Here is a 16,341-nt window from a genome sequence, read left to right as displayed (position 1 = left end):
AACATGGACAAGCTGATCATCACCGGGGGTGGCCCCGTCGACGGAGAAGTCTGGGCGAGCGGCGCCAAGAATGCGGCGCTGCCCATTCTGTGTGCCACCCTGCTGGCCGACGAGCCCGTGACCATCGGTAACCTGCCGCACCTGCAGGACATCACCACGACCCTCGAGCTGCTCGGGCACATGGGCGTGCAACCGGTCATGGGCGAGCGCATGAGCATTCAGCTCGATGGCGGGCAGGTCACGGACTGTCACGCGCCCTATGAGCTGGTCAAGAAGATGCGCGCCTCCATCCTGGTGCTGGGCCCCTTGCTGGCGCACTTCGGCAAGGCGGATGTATCCCTGCCGGGGGGCTGTGCCATTGGCTCGCGTCCGGTGGACCTGCATCTGCGCGGTCTCGAGGCCATGGGGGCCGAGATTCGTGTCGAGAGCGGTTATATCCGAGCACGGGTGGACGGCCGTCTGAAGGGGGCGACCATCTTCTTCGACACCGTCACCGTGACCGGCACCGAGAACCTGTTGATGGCCGCGACCCTGGCGGAGGGCACCACGGTGCTCGAGAATGCCGCCCGCGAGCCCGAGGTGGTCGACCTGGCCGAGTGCCTGATCAAGATGGGGGCCAATATCCGCGGCCACGGCTCCGACACCATTACCATCGAGGGCGTCGAGCGGTTGCATGGCGCGGTGCATGATGTCATGCCCGACCGCATCGAGACCGGCACCTTCCTGGTGGCGGCGGCGCTGTCGCGGGGCCGGGTGCGGGTGCGCAATACCCGCGCCGACCTGCTGGATGCCGTGCTCGCCAAGCTCGAGGAGGCCGGTGCCAAGGTGACGCATGGCGATGACTGGATCGCGCTGGACATGCAGGGCAAGCGGCCCAGGGCGGTCAGCATCCGCACGGCGCCCTATCCGGCCTTTCCCACCGACATGCAGGCCCAGTTCGTGGCCATGAATGCGGTGGCCGAGGGCACCTCGCGCGTGGTGGAGACGATCTTCGAGAACCGTTTCATGCACGTCCAGGAGCTCAACCGCATGGGCGCCAATATTGCGCTCGAGGGCAATACCGCGGTGATCTCGGGCGTGGAGAGCCTGTCGGGGGCGCCGGTGATGGCGACCGATCTACGTGCCTCGGCCTCGCTGGTGATCGTGGCCATGATGGCGGCCGGCGAGACACTGGTGGACCGCATCTATCACATCGATCGTGGTTATGAGTGCATCGAGGAGAAGCTGCAACTGCTGGGTGCGAAGATTCGACGCGTGCCGGGCTGAAGTCGACAACGGGCAATACCATGAGCAAGCAATTGATCCTGGCCCTTTCCAAGGGGCGTATTCTTGACGAGACTCTGCCGCTACTGGCGGATGCCGGCATCACGCCGGCGGAGGATCTCTCGTCGAGCCGCAAGCTGCTGTTCGATACCAACCTGGCGGACGTCAAGCTGGTGGTGATTCGGGCGACCGACGTGCCGACCTATGTGCAGCTGGGGGCCGCGGATGTCGGCGTGGCCGGCAAGGACGTGCTGCTGGAGCATGGTGCCGAAGGCCTGTACGAGCCGCTGGACCTGGAGATTGCCCGCTGCAAGCTGATGACGGCCGGCATGACGGGTGCCGCGCCGAGTCAGGCACGGCGGCGGGTGGCGACCAAGTTCGTCGAGGTGGCGCGTCGCTACTACGCGGAGCAGGGCGTCCAGGCCGAGGTCATCAAGCTGTACGGTGCCATGGAACTGGCTCCCCTGATGAACCTGGCCGACGAGATCGTCGATATCGTCGATACCGGCAATACCCTGCGCGCCAACGGCATGGAGCCGCGCGAACTGATCGCGCCGATCAGCACGCGTCTGGTGGTCAACAAGGCCGCCATGACCATGAAGCACGACCGTCTCAAGCCGCTGATCGCGCGCTTGAACGAGGCCGTGGCCAGTCGCCGGGAAACCCAGGACGCCTGAGGCGCCCAATCGTTGCGAGGGGAAGAATCATCATGAATGAAGCGTCTGCCGAGAGCCCGGGCATCAACCGGCTGGCCACCAGCGACGACGACTTCGACACACGACTCGAGGCCCTGCTGGCCTGGGAAGGGGTGTCCGATGCCGAGGTGCAGCAACGTGTCAGCGAGATTCTGGCGGCCGTTCAACAGCGCGGCGATGCCGCCCTGGTTGAATACAGCAACCACTTCGATCGCCTGTCCGTCGCCGGCATGGCCGAACTGACGCTCGACGCCGAGCGCCTGCGCCAGGCCCATGACAACCTGCCGGCCGAGCAGCGTGAAGCACTGGCGCATGCCGCCGAGCGGATTCGTCACTATCACGAGCAGCAGAAGCCGACCTCCTGGCAGTACACCGAGGCCGACGGGACCGTGCTGGGCCAACAGGTCATGCCGCTGGATCGCGCCGGCATCTATGTGCCCGGTGGCAAGGCGGCTTACCCCTCCTCGGTGCTGATGAACGCCATCCCGGCCCATGTCGCCGGGGTTGCCGAGATCGTCATGGTCGTGCCGACCCCGGATGGGGTGCTCAACGACCTGGTGCTGGCGGCGGCCTATCTCGCCGGTGTCGACCATGTCTTCACCATCGGCGGGGCCCAGGCGGTGGCGGCACTGGCCTACGGCACCGAGACGGTGCCGCGGGTCGACAAGATCGTCGGGCCCGGCAATATCTATGTGGCGACCGCCAAGCGGGCGGTCTTCGGCCGTGTGGGCATCGACATGATCGCCGGTCCCTCGGAGATCCTGGTGGTTTCCGACGGCCAGACCGATGCCGACTGGCTGGCCATGGATCTGTTCTCCCAGGCCGAGCATGACGAGGATGCCCAGGCGATCCTGATCAGCTGGGATGCCGAGCACCTGGAAGCGGTTGCCGAGGCCATGGCGCGTCAGTTGCCGACGCTCGAGCGTGAGGACATCGTGCGCGCCTCGCTGGCGAGCCGCGGGGCCCTGATTCACTGCCGTGACCAGGACGAGGCGCTGGCGCTGATCAATCGTGTCGCCCCCGAGCATCTGGAATTGTCGGTGGCGGAGCCGCAAGCCTGGCTGCCGCAGGTTCGCCACGCCGGTGCCATCTTCATGGGCCGCCACACTGCCGAGGCGCTGGGCGATTATTGCGCCGGACCCAACCATGTGCTGCCGACCTCGGGCACGGCACGCTTCTCGTCGCCGCTGGGGGTCTACGACTTCCAGAAGCGCTCCTCGTTGATCCAGTGTTCGCCCCAGGGGGCTTCGCGGCTCGGTGCCACGGCGTCGGTGCTGGCGCGGGGCGAGTCGCTCACCGCCCATGCGCGCAGTGCCGAGTACCGCATTCGCGATTGAGTGGTCCCTGGCTCCGCTGCCCCCTCGATGCCCCGCCTGGCGGGGCATCGTCGTTTGCGGGGTGATGAGGCCGGGCCAGGCAGTGTCTGAAAAGTCGAAGAGCGCAGGCAGTTTTCGGATAATGCCTAGGCACTGTCTGAAACGTCGACGAGCGAAGGTTAGACAAGGCGAAAAGCTGTGAAAATGCGGAGTTTACAAAGAGTAAATGAGCAATTTGAGCAGATTTTCAACGTCGTATAGCCGAGCACAGGCAGTTTTCAGACCTTGCCTAGGGCGTCTCGCCCGCCGGGGTGGCGCTGTCCTGCCGGGCCGCCGTGTTGTCGGCTTCGGCTCGATCCGTGGTCGAGTCGCTGGCCTCGTCATCGTCGCCGGTCTCCGGCGATGACGGCGGCTCCTGGCTGTCATCCGGCTCGTCAGCGTCGCGCAGCGGGCGGCTCGGGGTCGGGCGTTCGGCAACGGTGAGCGTGACCTGCCGGGTCTCGCCGCCACGCATGATGGTCACGGGGAGCTGGGTCCCCGGCGCGACGGCGGCAATGTCACTCATGGTCTGACGGGGGTCGACGATCGGCTCGCCATCGACCTTCAACAGCACGTCACCGGGCTGCAGACCGGCCCTGGCCGCCGGGCCGTTGGGGACTACCCCGGCGATGACCACGCCGCTCGGGGCCTCCAGGCCGAAGGACGCGGCCAGTTCGGCGTCGAGCTCCTGGGCCTCGATACCCAGCCAGCCGCGAATCACCCGCCCCTTGGTGACGATCTCCTTGAGGATGTTGCTGGCCAGGTTGGCGGGAATGGCGAAGCCGATGCCCTGGGAGCCACCCGAACGCGAGAAGATGGCCGTGTTGATGCCGACCAGCGCGCCCTCGGGGTTGATCAGGGCCCCGCCGGAGTTGCCCGGATTGATGGCGGCATCGGTCTGGATGAAGTCTTCGTAGGCACTCAGCCCCAGGTGGCTGCGTCCGGTGGCGCTGATGATGCCCATGGTCACGGTCTGCCCCACGCCGAAGGGGTTGCCGATGGCCAGGGAGACGTCGCCGACCGCGACGCCCTGGGAGTCGCTCAGCTCGATGACCGGGGTGTCCTGCAGGTCGATGCGCAGCACCGCCAGGTCACTCTCCGGGTCGGTCCCGACCACTTCCGCCAGGGTCTCGCGGCCGTCGCGCAGCGCCACCTGGATCTGATCGGCGCCCTGGATGACGTGGTTGTTGGTGAGCACATAGCCTTCCTCGCTGACGATGACGCCGGACCCCAGGCTCGACAGCATGCGTCGGCGACTGGGGGCGTCGTCACCGAAGAACTGGCGGAAGAAGGGGTCCGACATCAGCGGGTGGGAGTCACGCTCGACCACCCGCGAGGAGTAGATGTTGACCACCGCCGGCGCGGCACGCTCGACCGCCCGGGCATAGCTGACCGGGCCTTCATCGCGTGACAAGGGCTCGGCCTGGCGAACCTCCGGGGTCGACCTTTGCTGAGCATCCTGGCCGCCACTGTCGCTACCCGTATCACTGGCCTGGCGCCCGAGCAGCTGAGGGAAAGCATTGAGCAACACCACGGCTGCCAGCACGCCGATCAGAACGGGCCAGAGATAGGGGAGGGCGCGTCGCATGCGGGAGAAGTTCCTTATGCCTGGTCGCGGGGGGCAGTGAGCGCTGGTTACAATGTGGCGATGATAACATTTCCTCTCTCACCACGCCCGGAGGGTTCATGACGACGTGTGATGAAGTGGTCACCGCCTGTGAGCGGGAACTGGCCGCGTCAAGCTTCAAGGACTTCACTGCCAATGGCCTCCAGGTCGGCGGCCGGGCGCGAATCCAGCGGATACTGAGCGGGGTCACGGCCTGCCAGGCGCTGCTCGACGAGGCCGTGGCCTGGCAGGCCGACATGGTGCTGGTGCATCACGGCTACTTCTGGAAGAACGAGCCGGTCAATGTCGTCGGCATGAAGCGTCAGCGCCTGGCGACCCTGCTGAGGCACGACATCAATCTGCTGGCCTATCATCTGCCGCTCGATGCCCATGCGACACTCGGCAACAATGCCAGGCTGGCCGATCGACTGGGCTTCGAAGTGGTCGGCTGCCTGGATGGCGAGCTCGGGCAGGGGCTGTTGTGGCACGGTTCGCCCAGCGCGCCGCTGACGCCCGGGGAGCTGGCCCAGCATGTCGGCGAGCGGCTGGCCCGCGAGCCCCTGTTGATCGAGTCACCACAGGCCGGCGAGATTCGGCGAATCGCCTGGTGTACCGGCGGTGCCCAGGACATGATCATCCAGGCGGCCGAGGCCGGAGCCGATGCCTTCATTTCCGGCGAGATCTCCGAACGCACGACGCATCTGGCGCGGGAGATGGGCATTCATTATCTGGCCGCGGGTCACCATGCCACCGAACGCTATGGCGTTCAGGCGCTGGGCGAGTGGCTGGCGCAAGGCTTCGCTGTCGAGCATCGTTTCGTGGACATCGATAACCCGGCTTGATCCCCGTCGGCTCGCGGGCAGCACCGTTGTCGGGCCTGCGGTCGGAAGGGCAGTGCCCGGCACTGCTCCGGCCGGGCACGCCTGACGCAGGGTTCAGTAGCGGGGCGGTTGTGCGGGGGCGTTGTCGCCGGACTTCAGGCCGAAGTCCTCCGACAGGGTGCCGCGATTGCCGTCGGCATAATCGCGCGGGGCATCGACGTCCTGCTTGTCCTCATCGGCCTGCCCCAGGTCTGGCTGGCTGGGCTGTGCCGAGCCGCAGTGCGCGGCCGTGTCGTGCATCTCCTGCTGCAGGCTGCGGCCATTGGCCAGCAGGGCCGACAGAAGGTCATCGGCGCGCTCGAAGTGCTCGCTCAGCGTGCCGCGCAGCTCGGTGAGCTCGCGGTCGCGTTCGGCCAGGCGCTTGCGCAGCTTCTGGGCGCTCCGGGCGCCGCCATTGAGCAGGTGGTATCCCAATGCCCCGATACCGGCGCCGGCCAGCAGGCATGCCATGATCAGCACCCAGTTGATATTGCCTTGTTCCACGTGTGTCTCCCTGTGCGTTCGTTCGGCCTGACGATGGTGGCTGTCAGTGGAAATTCCGTTGCCATTATAGGGCGGGCGTCAGTACCGCGGTCAACGACAGCAATGCCAAGGCCAGGCGCGAAGCGTATAATCCTTTCCCTTTCGATGTCAGTCCAGAGTGGATGGTGAACCATGCCCAACAGCAATCACGGCAAGCCGCCCGAAACGCCGCCCGCGACCTCGCCGCTGGCGCGCTATCGTGCGGACCTCGAGCGTGAAGGCTTCGCACATGACCCTGCCCAGGAACGGGCTGTCGAGCACCTGCAGCGTCTTCATGACGACCTGCTGGCAACGCCGCGGGCCCGGTCCGCTGCGAGCGCAGGCGTGGCCGCGGGGTGGAAGGCGAAGGTCTCCGGGCTCTTCGGCAGAAAGGAGGCGACGCCCGAGGTCGAGATGCCGCGCGTCACGGGGCTGTACTTCTGGGGCGGCGTCGGACGCGGCAAGACCTATCTGGTCGATGCCTTCTACGAGTCGCTGCCCTTTGCCGAGAAGATGCGCACCCATTTCCACCGCTTCATGCAGCGGGTGCACAACGAACTGGAGCACTACAAGGGCAGATCCAATCCGTTGACGCTGGTGGCCGACCGCTTCGCCGACGAGGCCCGAGTGATCTGCTTCGACGAGTTCTTCGTCAAGGACATCACCGATGCGATGATCCTGGCCAATCTGCTGGAAGCCCTGTTTGCCCGCGACGTGGTGCTGGTCGCGACCTCCAACATCGAGCCGGCCGAACTCTACAAGGATGGCCTGCAGCGTGCCCGCTTTCTACCGGCCATCGACCTGCTCGAGCGCCATTGCGAGGTCGTCAATGTCGACTCGGGAGTCGACTATCGGCTGCGTACCCTGGAGCAGGCCGAGATCTTTCACTCGCCCCTGGACGATGCCGCTGAGGCCGAACTGCAGCGCAGCTTTCACTCCCTCGCGGGTGGCGAGGGCAGGCAGGGCGCGGCCATCGAGATCAACCACCGCAGCCTGACGACGCGGCGCCAGCATGAAGGCGTCGTGTGGTTCGAATTCACCGAGCTGTGCGAGGGTCCGCGCAGCCAGAATGACTATATCGAGCTGGCCCGCGAGTATCACAGCGTGCTGGTCTCCAATGTGAGCCGCATGAATGGCGCCACCGACGACACGGCACGGCGCTTCATCAACATGGTCGATGAGTTCTACGACCGCGGCGTCAAGCTGCTGATGTCCGCCGAAGCCCCGGCCGAGCAGCTGTATCAGGGCGGCAGGCTCGAATTCGAGTTTCAGCGCACCCTGTCGCGGCTGCAGGAAATGCAGTCCCACGACTACCTCGCCTTGCCGCATAAGCCCTGACCCCTCGGCCGAGTTTCGGGTCTCGGGTCTCGGGTCTCGGCGAGGTATGCTCTGCTCGCATCTCGCATCTCGCATCTCGCATCTCGCATCTCGCATCTCGCATCTCGCATCTCGCATCTCGCATCTCGCATCTCGCATCTCGCATCTCGCATCTCGCATGCTTCGCGATTGCCATGCCAGCCGCGCATCGTGTAGAATGCGCGCTCGCTCGAACGTTGTTGTCTGCTCCACGGAGCGGGTCGGCAACCAAGAAAAATAGGGATGGTCCTGTCGCGGTGCGCCGCCGGGGCTCAACGCATCAATTTGGTGATTCACCCATGAAGACGTTCACTGCCAAACCGCAGTCCGTCCAGCGCGACTGGTACGTCGTAGACGCGGCGGACAAGACGCTTGGTCGATTGGCCACTGAAATCGCTCGTCGCCTGCGCGGCAAGCACAAGCCGGAATACACCCCGCATGTCGATACCGGCGATTACATCGTCGTGATCAATGCCGAGAAGGTGAAGGTGACCGGCAACAAGGCCACCGACAAGAACTATTACCGCCATACCGGTTATCCGGGTGGCCTGCGCTCCATGAGTTTCGAACAGATGATCGATCATGCGCCTGAGCGGGTCATCGAGTTCGCGGTCAAGGGCATGCTCCCGAAGGGTCCGCTGGGTCGTGCCATGCACTCGAAGCTTAAGGTGTACGCCGGCACCGAGCATCCCCACGCCGCCCAGCAGCCGCAAGAACTGAACATCTGAGGGAGTCTTCGCCATGACACAGCAGTATTACGGCACCGGTCGCCGCAAGACCTCTACCGCACGCGTCTTTCTCAAGGCGGGTACCGGCAAGATCACCGTCAACAATCGCGAACTGAACGATTACTTCGGCCGCGTGACCGGCCACATGGTCGTGCGTCAGCCCCTCGAGCTGACCGAGACCCTGGGTCAGTTCGACGTCTACGTCACCGTCAAGGGCGGTGGTGGTTCGGCACAGGCCGGCGCCATTCGTCACGGCATCACCCGTGCGCTGATGCAGTACAACGAAGACTTCCGCAAGCCGCTGCGCGACGCGGGCTACGTGACGCGTGACGCGCGTGAAGTCGAGCGCAAGAAAATCGGTCTGCGCAAGGCGCGTCGTCGTCCGCAGTTCTCGAAGCGTTAAGTTTTCTCGCTTGCCGATACAAGCGCCCGGGCCCTGCGGCCCGGGCGCTTTTTTTATGTCGTGGGCAGTCTCGACGTAGAATTGCGTGAAACAGTCGAGTGTGGCTTCGGGGATTTTGTTGCTATGTTGTTAGCAGCAGGATGCAGCAAGACGTAGCGTCAGGATAAAAAACGGGCACCCCTGCAGCACATGACGACCGATGGCGCACGAGCCGCCGAGCCGGATCGGGCAGGATCCGTGGGCAAGCGGTGTCGTAAGTTCGCAGTGTCGTGTTCTGCACGGGCCAGTCGACGGAGAGACCTGCACATGGCTGATGAGGGCGTGAACAAGGGGAGACGCCGCTTCCTGGTGGCGGCGACCACGGTCGTCGGCGCTGCCGGAGCGGTTGCCGTGGCCGTGCCGTTCCTCTCGGCCTGGAAGCCGAGTGCCGAGGCCAGGGCGGCCGGAGCGCCGGTCAAGGCCGATATATCCAAGCTGCAGCCTGGTCAGCGCATGGTGGTCGAATGGCGCGGGCGGCCGGTGTGGATTCTCGATCGTTCAACGGAAATGATCCAGCGTACCGAGACGCTGGGCGGCGAGCGTCTTGCCGATCCGGAGTCCAGCAACCCGCAGCAGCCGGACTATGCCAGGGGGCCGTTGCGCTCCATTCGTCCGGAGATCGGGGTCTTCGTGGGCATCTGTACGCACCTGGGGTGCTCGCCGCTGTTCCGGCCCGAACCCAGCGCGGAAGGCGTCGGCGTCGATGACTGGCCGGGGGGCTTCTTCTGCCCCTGTCATGGCTCACGCTTCGACCTGGCCGGGCGGGTCTTTCGCAACGTGCCGGCGCCGCTCAACCTGGAAGTGCCGCCTTACCACTTCGAGAGCGATTCGGTCATCGTGGTGGGTGTCGGCGAAGGCGAGGAGGTTGGCTGATGGAACGCTCCGACAAGCCCAAGGCAGAACGTGGCCTGATGCGCTGGGTGGATGATCGCTTCCCGGCGACCCAGATGTTGCGCGACCACCTGACGGGATATTATGCCCCGCGCAACTTCAACTTCTGGTATTTCTTCGGTTCGCTGGCGATGCTGGTGCTGGTCAATCAGATCCTGACCGGCATCTGGTTGACCATGACCTACACGCCGACCGCGGAAGACGCTTTCGCTTCCGTCGAGACCATCATGCGCGACGTGGAATGGGGCTGGCTGATCCGCTATCTGCACACCACGGGCGCCTCGGCGTTTTTCGTGGTGATCTATCTGCACATGTTCCGCGGCCTGCTGTACGGCTCCTACAAGGCGCCACGGGAGCTGGTCTGGGTGTTCGGCATGGCCATTTATCTGGCCCTGATGGCCGAGGCCTTCATGGGCTACCTGCTGCCCTGGGGGCAGATGTCCTACTGGGGAGCCCAGGTGATCACCTCGCTGTTCTCCGCCATTCCGGCCATCGGGCCGGGGCTGGCCGAGTGGATTCGTGGTGATTACCTGGTCACCGGGATCACCCTGAACCGCTTCTTTGCCCTGCATGTCGTGGCCCTGCCCATCGTGATCCTGGCACTGGTGGTGCTGCATATCGTGGCCCTGCATGAAGTGGGCTCCAACAACCCGGACGGTATCGAGATCAAGGACAAGCTCGATGCCAATGGCAAGCCGCTCGACGGGGTGCCCTTCCACCCGTACTACACCCTCAAGGATCTGGTCGGTGTGGCGGTGTTTCTCTTCGTGTTCTGCGTGGTGGTCTTCTATTTCCCCGAGGGTGGTGGCTATTTCATCGAGAAGCCCAACTTCGAGCCGGCGGACCCGCTGCAGACGCCGGACCATATCGCCCCGGTCTGGTACTTCACGCCCTTCTACGCCATTCTGCGTGGCGTCACCTTCTCGGTGTTCGGGCTGGAGGCCAAGTTCCTCGGCGTGGTGGCCATGGGGCTGGCCATCGGCCTGCTGTTTGTCCTGCCCTGGCTGGACCGCAGCCGGGTACGTTCCATGCGCTACAAGGGCTGGATGTCACGTGCCATGCTGGGCCTTTTCGTCATCTGCTTCGTGACCCTGGGGGTGCTGGGCGTGCTGCCCTCGACCGAGACCCGCACGCTCATCGCCCAGGTGTGCACCCTGGGGTATTTTGCCTATTTTCTGTTGATGCCCCTCTACACCAGGCTGGAAACGACCAGGCCCGTGCCGGAAAGGGTGACTGACTGATGAGAAAATCACTGCTGGTATTGTGTCTCGTGTGGCTGCCGATGACGGCGATGGCGGCGGGCGGCGAGAGTGCCGGGCTGCGCAGCATGACGCCGGCCCTGCAGGACAAGGCGTCACTGCAGAACGGCATGCAGATGTTCGTCAATTACTGCATGGGATGCCATTCCCTGGAGTATCAGCGTTTCTCCAGGGCCGCCGAGGACCTCGACATCCCCAGGGAGCTGGTCGAGGACAACCTGATCTTTGCTGATGCACTGGCCTTCAATGACCAGATGCGTATCGCCATGGAAGCGACGCAGAGCGCGACCTGGTTCGGCACGCCGCCGCCTGATCTAACCCTGGTGACCCGCCTGCGCAGCAGTGACTGGGTCTATTCGTACCTGCTGGGCTTCTATCGTGACCCGGAGCGGCCGACCGGCGTGAACAACAGCGTCTTTCCCTCGGTGGCCATGCCCAATGTGCTGGAGCCCCTGCAGGGGGTTCAGGCGCAGGTCTGTCACGGCTCGGATTGCGAGCTCGAGCTGGTCGAGCCGGGCCGGCTCGAGCCCGAAGCCTTCGAAAAGGCCATGTTCGATCTGACCAACTTCCTGGTCTATGTCAGTGAGCCTTCGCGCTTGCAGGCCCGGTCGCTGGCACCCAAGGTCCTCATCTTCCTGCTCGTCTTCGCCATCCTGGCGTACATGCTGAAACGCGAATACTGGCGAGACCTGCACTGAGTCACGTTGATTCCACGCTGAGACATTCCACGGCACCCCCGGCGAGGATGGCTCGTGTTATGATGGCGTGACGAACTGATGCGAGGGTTGTTTCATGGGTGTAGTGACCAAGCGGTCATCGATGATCTTCTATTCCGGGGGCGATGATCATTGCAGTCATCGGGTGCGTATTGTGCTCGCCGAAAAGGGCGTCGCCGTGGACGTCGTCGAGGTCACCGAGGATAGTCATCCCGAGGAGCTCGCCGACCTCAATCCGTACAACAGCGTCCCCACGCTGCTTGACCGCGATCTGGTGCTGTATGAGTCCAAGGTGATGATGGAGTACCTGGACGAACGCTTCCCGCACCCCCCTCTGTTGCCCGTCTATCCGGTGGCGCGTGCCCAGAGCCGGCTGTGGATGCACCGTGTTGAACGCGAGTGGTGCCCACTGGTCGAACGCATACGCACCGCGCCCAAGAAGGAAGCCGACAAGGCACGCAAGGAACTGCGCGAGAGCCTGGTGGGCATCTCGCCGATCTTCGAGGACATGCCGTTCTTCATGAGCGAGGAGTTCACCCTGGTGGACTGCTGCCTGGCCCCGATCCTGTGGCGCCTGCCGTCGCTGGGAATCGAGCTGCCGGAGAAGCAGGTACAGCCGCTGGTGGAGTACATGGAGCGTGTCTTCGAGCGTGATGGTTTCAAGGCGGCGTTGAGCGAAGCCGAGCGCGAGATGCGCCCCTGAATTTTTTGAAGTAGCGACCCAAGAGGGCCGAATGACGATGCATTCAAGCCGTCCCTATATTGCCAGAGCCTTGTACCAATGGTTGCTCGACAACGAGCTGACCCCCTATATCGTGGTGGATGCCGAACAGGAAGGCGTCGAGGTGCCCGGGGAGTTTGTCCAGAATGGCCAGATCGTGCTCAACATGGGCGTATCGGCGATTCGTGACCTCTCCATGGAGAACGACGCCATTGCCTTTTCGGCGCGCTTCGGCGGCAAGCCGACCCAGCTGATGGTGCCCATGGAGGCACTGATTGCCATTTATGGCCGAGAGAATGGTGTCGGCATGGTCTTCGGTCACGAGCCCGAGATGCCCGAGCAGGCCGCAGACGATGAGACCCGGGACGACAGCGCCGGGCCCGCCCTGGCCAGTGTCGACGACAGTGATGAGTCGTCCGGCGGTGAAGACAGCACCGCTACCTCGGGTGAGGAAGCCCCGAAAAAAGCGCGGCCCTCGCTACGCGTCGTCAAGTGAGCACAGGATGATCGACGGCCGTCGGCCCGCCAGTGTAGCGGGCGGAGGCGCGCCGGCAACCAGCAAAACGGCAGGCCAGGCGGCCTGCCGTTTTGTCATGGTGGTGCGGTTCAGTCGAGGTAGTCGAAGACCTTGGTGATACGCTGCATGCCGCCGGCATTGGAGGCCACCGAGACGATCCGCTCGGCCTCGGCGCGGCTGACGATGCCCATCAGGTAGACGGTCGCGTTCTCGGTGACCACCAGCAGGCGGCTCTCGTCAATGGCCTCGTTGGTCGCCAGCGCGGTTCTCACCTTGGTGGTGATCCAGGTGTCGTTGATCCGCTGCGTGTTGGGCAGGTTGGCGGCAATGCTCAGCTCGTTGTGCACCTTGCGGACATTGCGCACCTGCTCGGCGATCTGGCCGGCCATGCCCTTGAGTTCCTGGCTGGGCACCTGGCCGGTCAGCAGGACGACCCCGTTGAAGGTGTCGACGTTGATACGAGCGTCATCCAGGCGTGCATCCTCGGCGCCGAGGTTGCGATCGATCTTGTCCTCGATGTTGTTGTCCTCGACCTTGGTGCCTTCGGTGCGCTGGCCGTAGTTCTCGTTGACAGGGCCCGAGTCCATGGCCGCGCAACCGGACAGGGCCATCAGGACGATCAGGGTCAGGGCGGTGCTCAGGGTCTTGTGGGTCATATCGGTTACTCGCTTGCGCCAAAGAGTTGTTCGTCGATCAGGTCGCACAGGCAGTGGATCACCAGCAGGTGGACCTCCTGAATGCGCGCGGTGGAAGTGGCCGGTACGCGAATCTCGCAATCGTCCTGGCCCAGCAGGGAAGCCATGTTGCCGCCATCTCGTCCGGTCAGTGCCACGACCGTCATCTCGCGGTCATGGGCCGCCTGGATGGCCTGGATGACATTGCCCGAGTTGCCGCTGGTGGAAATGGCCAGCAGGACGTCACCGGGCTGCCCCAGCGCACGCACCTGCTTGGAGTAGACATCGTTGTAGGTGTAGTCGTTGGCGATGGATGTCAGCGTCGAGGTGTCGGTGGTCAGGGCGACTGCCGGCAGACTGGGACGCTCACGCTCGAAGCGGTTGAGCAGCTCCGAGGAGAAGTGCTGGCAGTCACCGGCACTGCCGCCATTGCCGCAGGCCAGGATCTTGCCTTCCGTGACCAGCGCCTGAACCATCATCTGACTGGCGACCTCGATGAAGGGCGGCAGGACTTCGCTGGCATAGGTCTTGGTGTCGATGCTGGCGTTAAAGTGTCCGAGAATGCGAGTCTGGAAATCCATCTTGGCTTCCTGGTCCTTGGGTCAAAACGCTTCGAAGGCTCCCGCCACCCATTCGTACTCGAGCTCGGGAGGCGTGCCGGTCACGGCCAGCACATCGAAGCGGCAAGCACATGATAGCCCGTTGCGCTGCAGATAAAAACGCGCCGCCTGTATCAGGCGACGCTGCTTGGTCATGGTGATGGTTTCCAGGGGATGGCCGTGGCGCGAGTCGGCGCGATGCCGGACCTCGACAAACACCAGGGTGTCCCCGTCACGCATGACGATATCGAGCTCGCCGCCCTTGGCGTGCTGGTTGGTGGCGACCAGCTCGAGGCCGCGTGCCACCAGCCAGTCGCTCGCCAGGCGCTCGATGCGTGCGCCTCGGGTGCGGGCGTCAGGGCAGGGCATCGCCGAGGCTTCCCGGTGACATCATCGGCTGCGGCGTGCCTTCGCTGAAGCGGGCCCAGGGCAGCTGGCGCTGGATGCGGCCATCCTCGGCGGCCGACAGGGTACCGGTGGCACCGAAGAGCTCGCTGCCCGGTATTGCCTGGAGTTGCGGCAGGCGGCGAGCCAGCTCATAGGCATCCACGCCCATGGCCATCAGGCGAAACATGGAAGGTTCGGACTCCTCGCGCAGCTGACGATAGCTGTTCACATAGGGCAGGGCCTCTTCGCCGCCCACGGCGGCATCCGGAATCTGCCAGGGGATATCGACGAAACTCACCCCGTCGAGGTCCTTGTCCAGACGTGGCTGCGGGTGGCCTTCATACAGGTGGGACGTGGCGTAGACCGGCAGGTCGGCGGCACTGTAATAGTCCAGGGTCGGTGGTACCTGGCGGGCGTAGTCCGGCAGAGCGAGCAGGAAGAGCATGTCCGGCTGCGGCGAACGCACGGCGCGGCGCGTGCTCTCGGTGGCCGACTGCTCCGGGTTGTAGCGCTCGGTACGCACGATGTCGCCGTTGTTGGCCTGCCAGGTGTTGCGGAAGGCGGCGCCGACCCGGCGTCCCCAGTCGTTGTCGGGAATCAGCAGGGCGGCGCTCTGCATGCCGTCGATGCGTCCGCGCCGAGCGACCTGGCGGGCCTCGTTTTCGGCGGACAGGCCATACTGGAAGAGCCCTTCGGCCTGGTTGCGTTCGCTCGTGCCATAGTTGAGGGCCAGGGTCGGCAGCGGTACCTGGTCGCGCTGCTCGAGGCGCGTGACCAGATCCTTGTCGAGGGGGCCGATGACGGCCTGGGCGCCCATGCTTTCGGCCTCGGCGTAGAGCGCTTCGAGGTTGCCGTCCGCGGAATCGATGAAGCTCAGCTGGGTGCCACTGGCGCTGCGGTTGACCACTTCGAGGTGGTGGGTGCGCATGCCTTGCTCGATGGCATCGGCGACGCGCTCCAGAGGGCCGGATTCGGGCAGGAAGATGGCGATATGACGAACCTCGCTGCCGCGGAGATCCCGCAGTGCCTGGATCTTGGTGGGCAGCTGGCGGGCGGCCGGGTGGTCCGGATAGCGGCTGCGCCAGTCGTCAATGCGCTGGAAGAGACGTTCGATGTCGGCGCTGGTGTCGCGGGTCAGGTCGGTCAGAGCTAGCCATGCCCGGGTATTGGCTTCCTGGCTGTTGCGCAGCCTGTCCAGTGAAGGGCCGGGCAGGTTGGAGAGCTGGCGCCAGATCGGGTCATTGAGGCCGGTGTCGTCGTTGGCCGCCTGCAGGCGCATGAAGGCGGCGGCCGCCGGCAGTGGCTGGTCGAGTTCGGCCAGCGCCCGGCCCAGGCGGCCCAGCAGCAGATTGGTCTGCTCGCGTGGCGGTGTGTCGTCCTTGAGCAGCTGGCCGGCCTTTACCACGGCTTGCGGGTCACCCTGGGATTCGCCCAGCTCGGAAAGCAGCAGCGCCCAGCGACGCCGCTGTTCACTGGACAGCGGCGCCGGGTCGAGGTTGCGGGCGATCTCCAGTGCCTGGGGCGCGCGTCCCTGGCGTGCTAGGATATCGGCGGCCTCGAGTCGGGAGGCGGCTGCCGCGGCCGGTTCCTGCTGGTTGGCGCTCTGCAGCAGCTGATCCGGATCACTCGTCGGTTGGCGCTCAGTCACGCTCTGCTGCGTGCTGCACCCGACCAGGAGTAGTGCCAGGAGTACGGCGGCCAGCGGGCCGCGAGGCGAAATCTTCATCGATCCTTCCTTGTCGCATGGTGG

Annotated in this window: 18 protein-coding genes; 12 read left to right on the top strand and 6 right to left on the bottom strand. The window is 64.7% G+C overall.

What is annotated here, in order from left to right:
* The first annotated feature begins 3 nt into the window (after positions 1 to 3).
* From murA to hisD, 3 genes are read left to right on the top strand one after another with little or no spacing between them, the layout of a single operon-like run.
* Positions 4 to 1,266 carry a UDP-N-acetylglucosamine 1-carboxyvinyltransferase gene (gene murA / locus QWY79_RS09585; protein ID WP_290272174.1) on the top strand — a complete coding sequence of 421 codons (1,263 nt, stop codon included), beginning with the start codon at positions 4 to 6 and terminating at the stop codon, positions 1,264 to 1,266.
* Between the two features lie 20 nt (positions 1,267 to 1,286).
* On the top strand, positions 1,287 to 1,940 hold the full coding sequence (gene hisG, locus QWY79_RS09580; protein WP_290272172.1) for an ATP phosphoribosyltransferase: 654 nt from the start codon (positions 1,287 to 1,289) through the stop codon (positions 1,938 to 1,940).
* Between the two features lie 32 nt (positions 1,941 to 1,972).
* Positions 1,973 to 3,295 (top strand): histidinol dehydrogenase, encoded by a 1,323-nt coding sequence (gene hisD / locus QWY79_RS09575; protein ID WP_290272171.1) that lies wholly within the window; start codon positions 1,973 to 1,975, stop codon positions 3,293 to 3,295.
* Positions 3,296 to 3,563: 268 nt separating this feature from the next.
* Here the strand turns inward: hisD and QWY79_RS09570 are convergent, their stop codons facing one another.
* Positions 3,564 to 4,901, bottom strand: coding sequence for a Do family serine endopeptidase (locus tag QWY79_RS09570; RefSeq protein WP_290272169.1), 1,338 nt, complete (start codon positions 4,899 to 4,901; stop codon positions 3,564 to 3,566).
* Between the two features lie 98 nt (positions 4,902 to 4,999).
* Between QWY79_RS09570 and QWY79_RS09565 the strand changes: the two genes are divergently transcribed.
* The gene (locus QWY79_RS09565; protein ID WP_290272167.1) at positions 5,000 to 5,761 is read left to right on the top strand and encodes a Nif3-like dinuclear metal center hexameric protein; all 762 of its coding nucleotides are present in this window, start codon (positions 5,000 to 5,002) and stop codon (positions 5,759 to 5,761) included.
* A 93-nt stretch (positions 5,762 to 5,854) separates the two neighbouring features.
* On the opposite strand, the gene QWY79_RS09560 is transcribed toward QWY79_RS09565, so the two are convergent.
* Entirely contained in the window at positions 5,855 to 6,283 is a 429-nt protein-coding gene (locus tag QWY79_RS09560; RefSeq protein WP_290272165.1) for a Z-ring associated ZapG family protein, read from the bottom strand.
* Positions 6,284 to 6,454: 171 nt separating this feature from the next.
* Between QWY79_RS09560 and zapE the strand changes: the two genes are divergently transcribed.
* The 8 genes from zapE to QWY79_RS09520 all read left to right on the top strand — a co-directional run bounded on the left by zapE (position 6,455) and on the right by QWY79_RS09520 (position 12,910).
* Positions 6,455 to 7,639 (top strand): cell division protein ZapE, encoded by a 1,185-nt coding sequence (gene zapE / locus QWY79_RS09555; RefSeq protein ID WP_290272163.1) that lies wholly within the window; start codon positions 6,455 to 6,457, stop codon positions 7,637 to 7,639.
* Between the two features lie 317 nt (positions 7,640 to 7,956).
* Positions 7,957 to 8,385, top strand: a complete 429-nt coding sequence (gene rplM / locus QWY79_RS09550; protein ID WP_141318679.1) for a 50S ribosomal protein L13 — start codon at positions 7,957 to 7,959, stop codon at positions 8,383 to 8,385.
* Between the two features lie 13 nt (positions 8,386 to 8,398).
* On the top strand, positions 8,399 to 8,788 hold the full coding sequence (gene rpsI / locus QWY79_RS09545; RefSeq protein ID WP_141318681.1) for a 30S ribosomal protein S9: 390 nt from the start codon (positions 8,399 to 8,401) through the stop codon (positions 8,786 to 8,788).
* 306 nt (positions 8,789 to 9,094) lie between these two features.
* Positions 9,095 to 9,700, top strand: a complete 606-nt coding sequence (petA, locus tag QWY79_RS09540; protein WP_290272159.1) for a ubiquinol-cytochrome c reductase iron-sulfur subunit — start codon at positions 9,095 to 9,097, stop codon at positions 9,698 to 9,700.
* Positions 9,700 to 10,959 (top strand): cytochrome b, encoded by a 1,260-nt coding sequence (locus tag QWY79_RS09535; RefSeq protein WP_290272157.1) that lies wholly within the window; start codon positions 9,700 to 9,702, stop codon positions 10,957 to 10,959. Before petA ends, QWY79_RS09535 begins: the two co-directional genes overlap by 1 nt.
* Positions 10,959 to 11,675, top strand: coding sequence for a cytochrome c1 (locus QWY79_RS09530; RefSeq protein WP_290272155.1), 717 nt, complete (start codon positions 10,959 to 10,961; stop codon positions 11,673 to 11,675). The genes QWY79_RS09535 and QWY79_RS09530 overlap by 1 nt, the downstream gene beginning before the upstream one ends.
* 94 nt (positions 11,676 to 11,769) lie before the next feature.
* Complete coding sequence (gene sspA, locus QWY79_RS09525; protein WP_290272153.1) at positions 11,770 to 12,396, top strand: stringent starvation protein SspA; 627 nt, start codon at positions 11,770 to 11,772, stop codon at positions 12,394 to 12,396.
* A 37-nt stretch (positions 12,397 to 12,433) separates the two neighbouring features.
* A complete protein-coding gene (locus tag QWY79_RS09520; RefSeq protein WP_290272549.1) occupies positions 12,434 to 12,910 on the top strand; it encodes a ClpXP protease specificity-enhancing factor in 477 nt (158 codons plus the stop codon).
* Between the two features lie 110 nt (positions 12,911 to 13,020).
* On the opposite strand, the gene QWY79_RS09515 is transcribed toward QWY79_RS09520, so the two are convergent.
* From QWY79_RS09515 to QWY79_RS09500, 4 genes are read right to left on the bottom strand one after another with little or no spacing between them, the layout of a single operon-like run.
* Positions 13,021 to 13,587 carry a BON domain-containing protein gene (locus tag QWY79_RS09515; protein ID WP_290272151.1) on the bottom strand — a complete coding sequence of 189 codons (567 nt, stop codon included), beginning with the start codon at positions 13,585 to 13,587 and terminating at the stop codon, positions 13,021 to 13,023.
* 5 nt (positions 13,588 to 13,592) lie between these two features.
* The gene (locus QWY79_RS09510) at positions 13,593 to 14,186 is read right to left on the bottom strand and encodes a phosphoheptose isomerase (RefSeq protein ID WP_141318693.1); all 594 of its coding nucleotides are present in this window, start codon (positions 14,184 to 14,186) and stop codon (positions 13,593 to 13,595) included.
* A 21-nt stretch (positions 14,187 to 14,207) separates the two neighbouring features.
* Positions 14,208 to 14,573 (bottom strand): YraN family protein, encoded by a 366-nt coding sequence (locus QWY79_RS09505; protein ID WP_141318695.1) that lies wholly within the window; start codon positions 14,571 to 14,573, stop codon positions 14,208 to 14,210.
* On the bottom strand, positions 14,560 to 16,317 hold the full coding sequence (locus QWY79_RS09500) for a penicillin-binding protein activator (protein WP_290272146.1): 1,758 nt from the start codon (positions 16,315 to 16,317) through the stop codon (positions 14,560 to 14,562). Before QWY79_RS09500 ends, QWY79_RS09505 begins: the two co-directional genes overlap by 14 nt.
* Between the last annotated feature and the right edge of the window lie 24 nt (positions 16,318 to 16,341).

It is taken from the genome of Halomonas sabkhae (genome assembly GCF_030409265.1).
GTDB classification, from domain to species: domain Bacteria; phylum Pseudomonadota; class Gammaproteobacteria; order Pseudomonadales; family Halomonadaceae; genus Halomonas; species Halomonas halmophila.
Note: the sequence above shows the minus strand (reverse complement) of the source record. Positions and strands in the feature narration are given on the sequence as shown.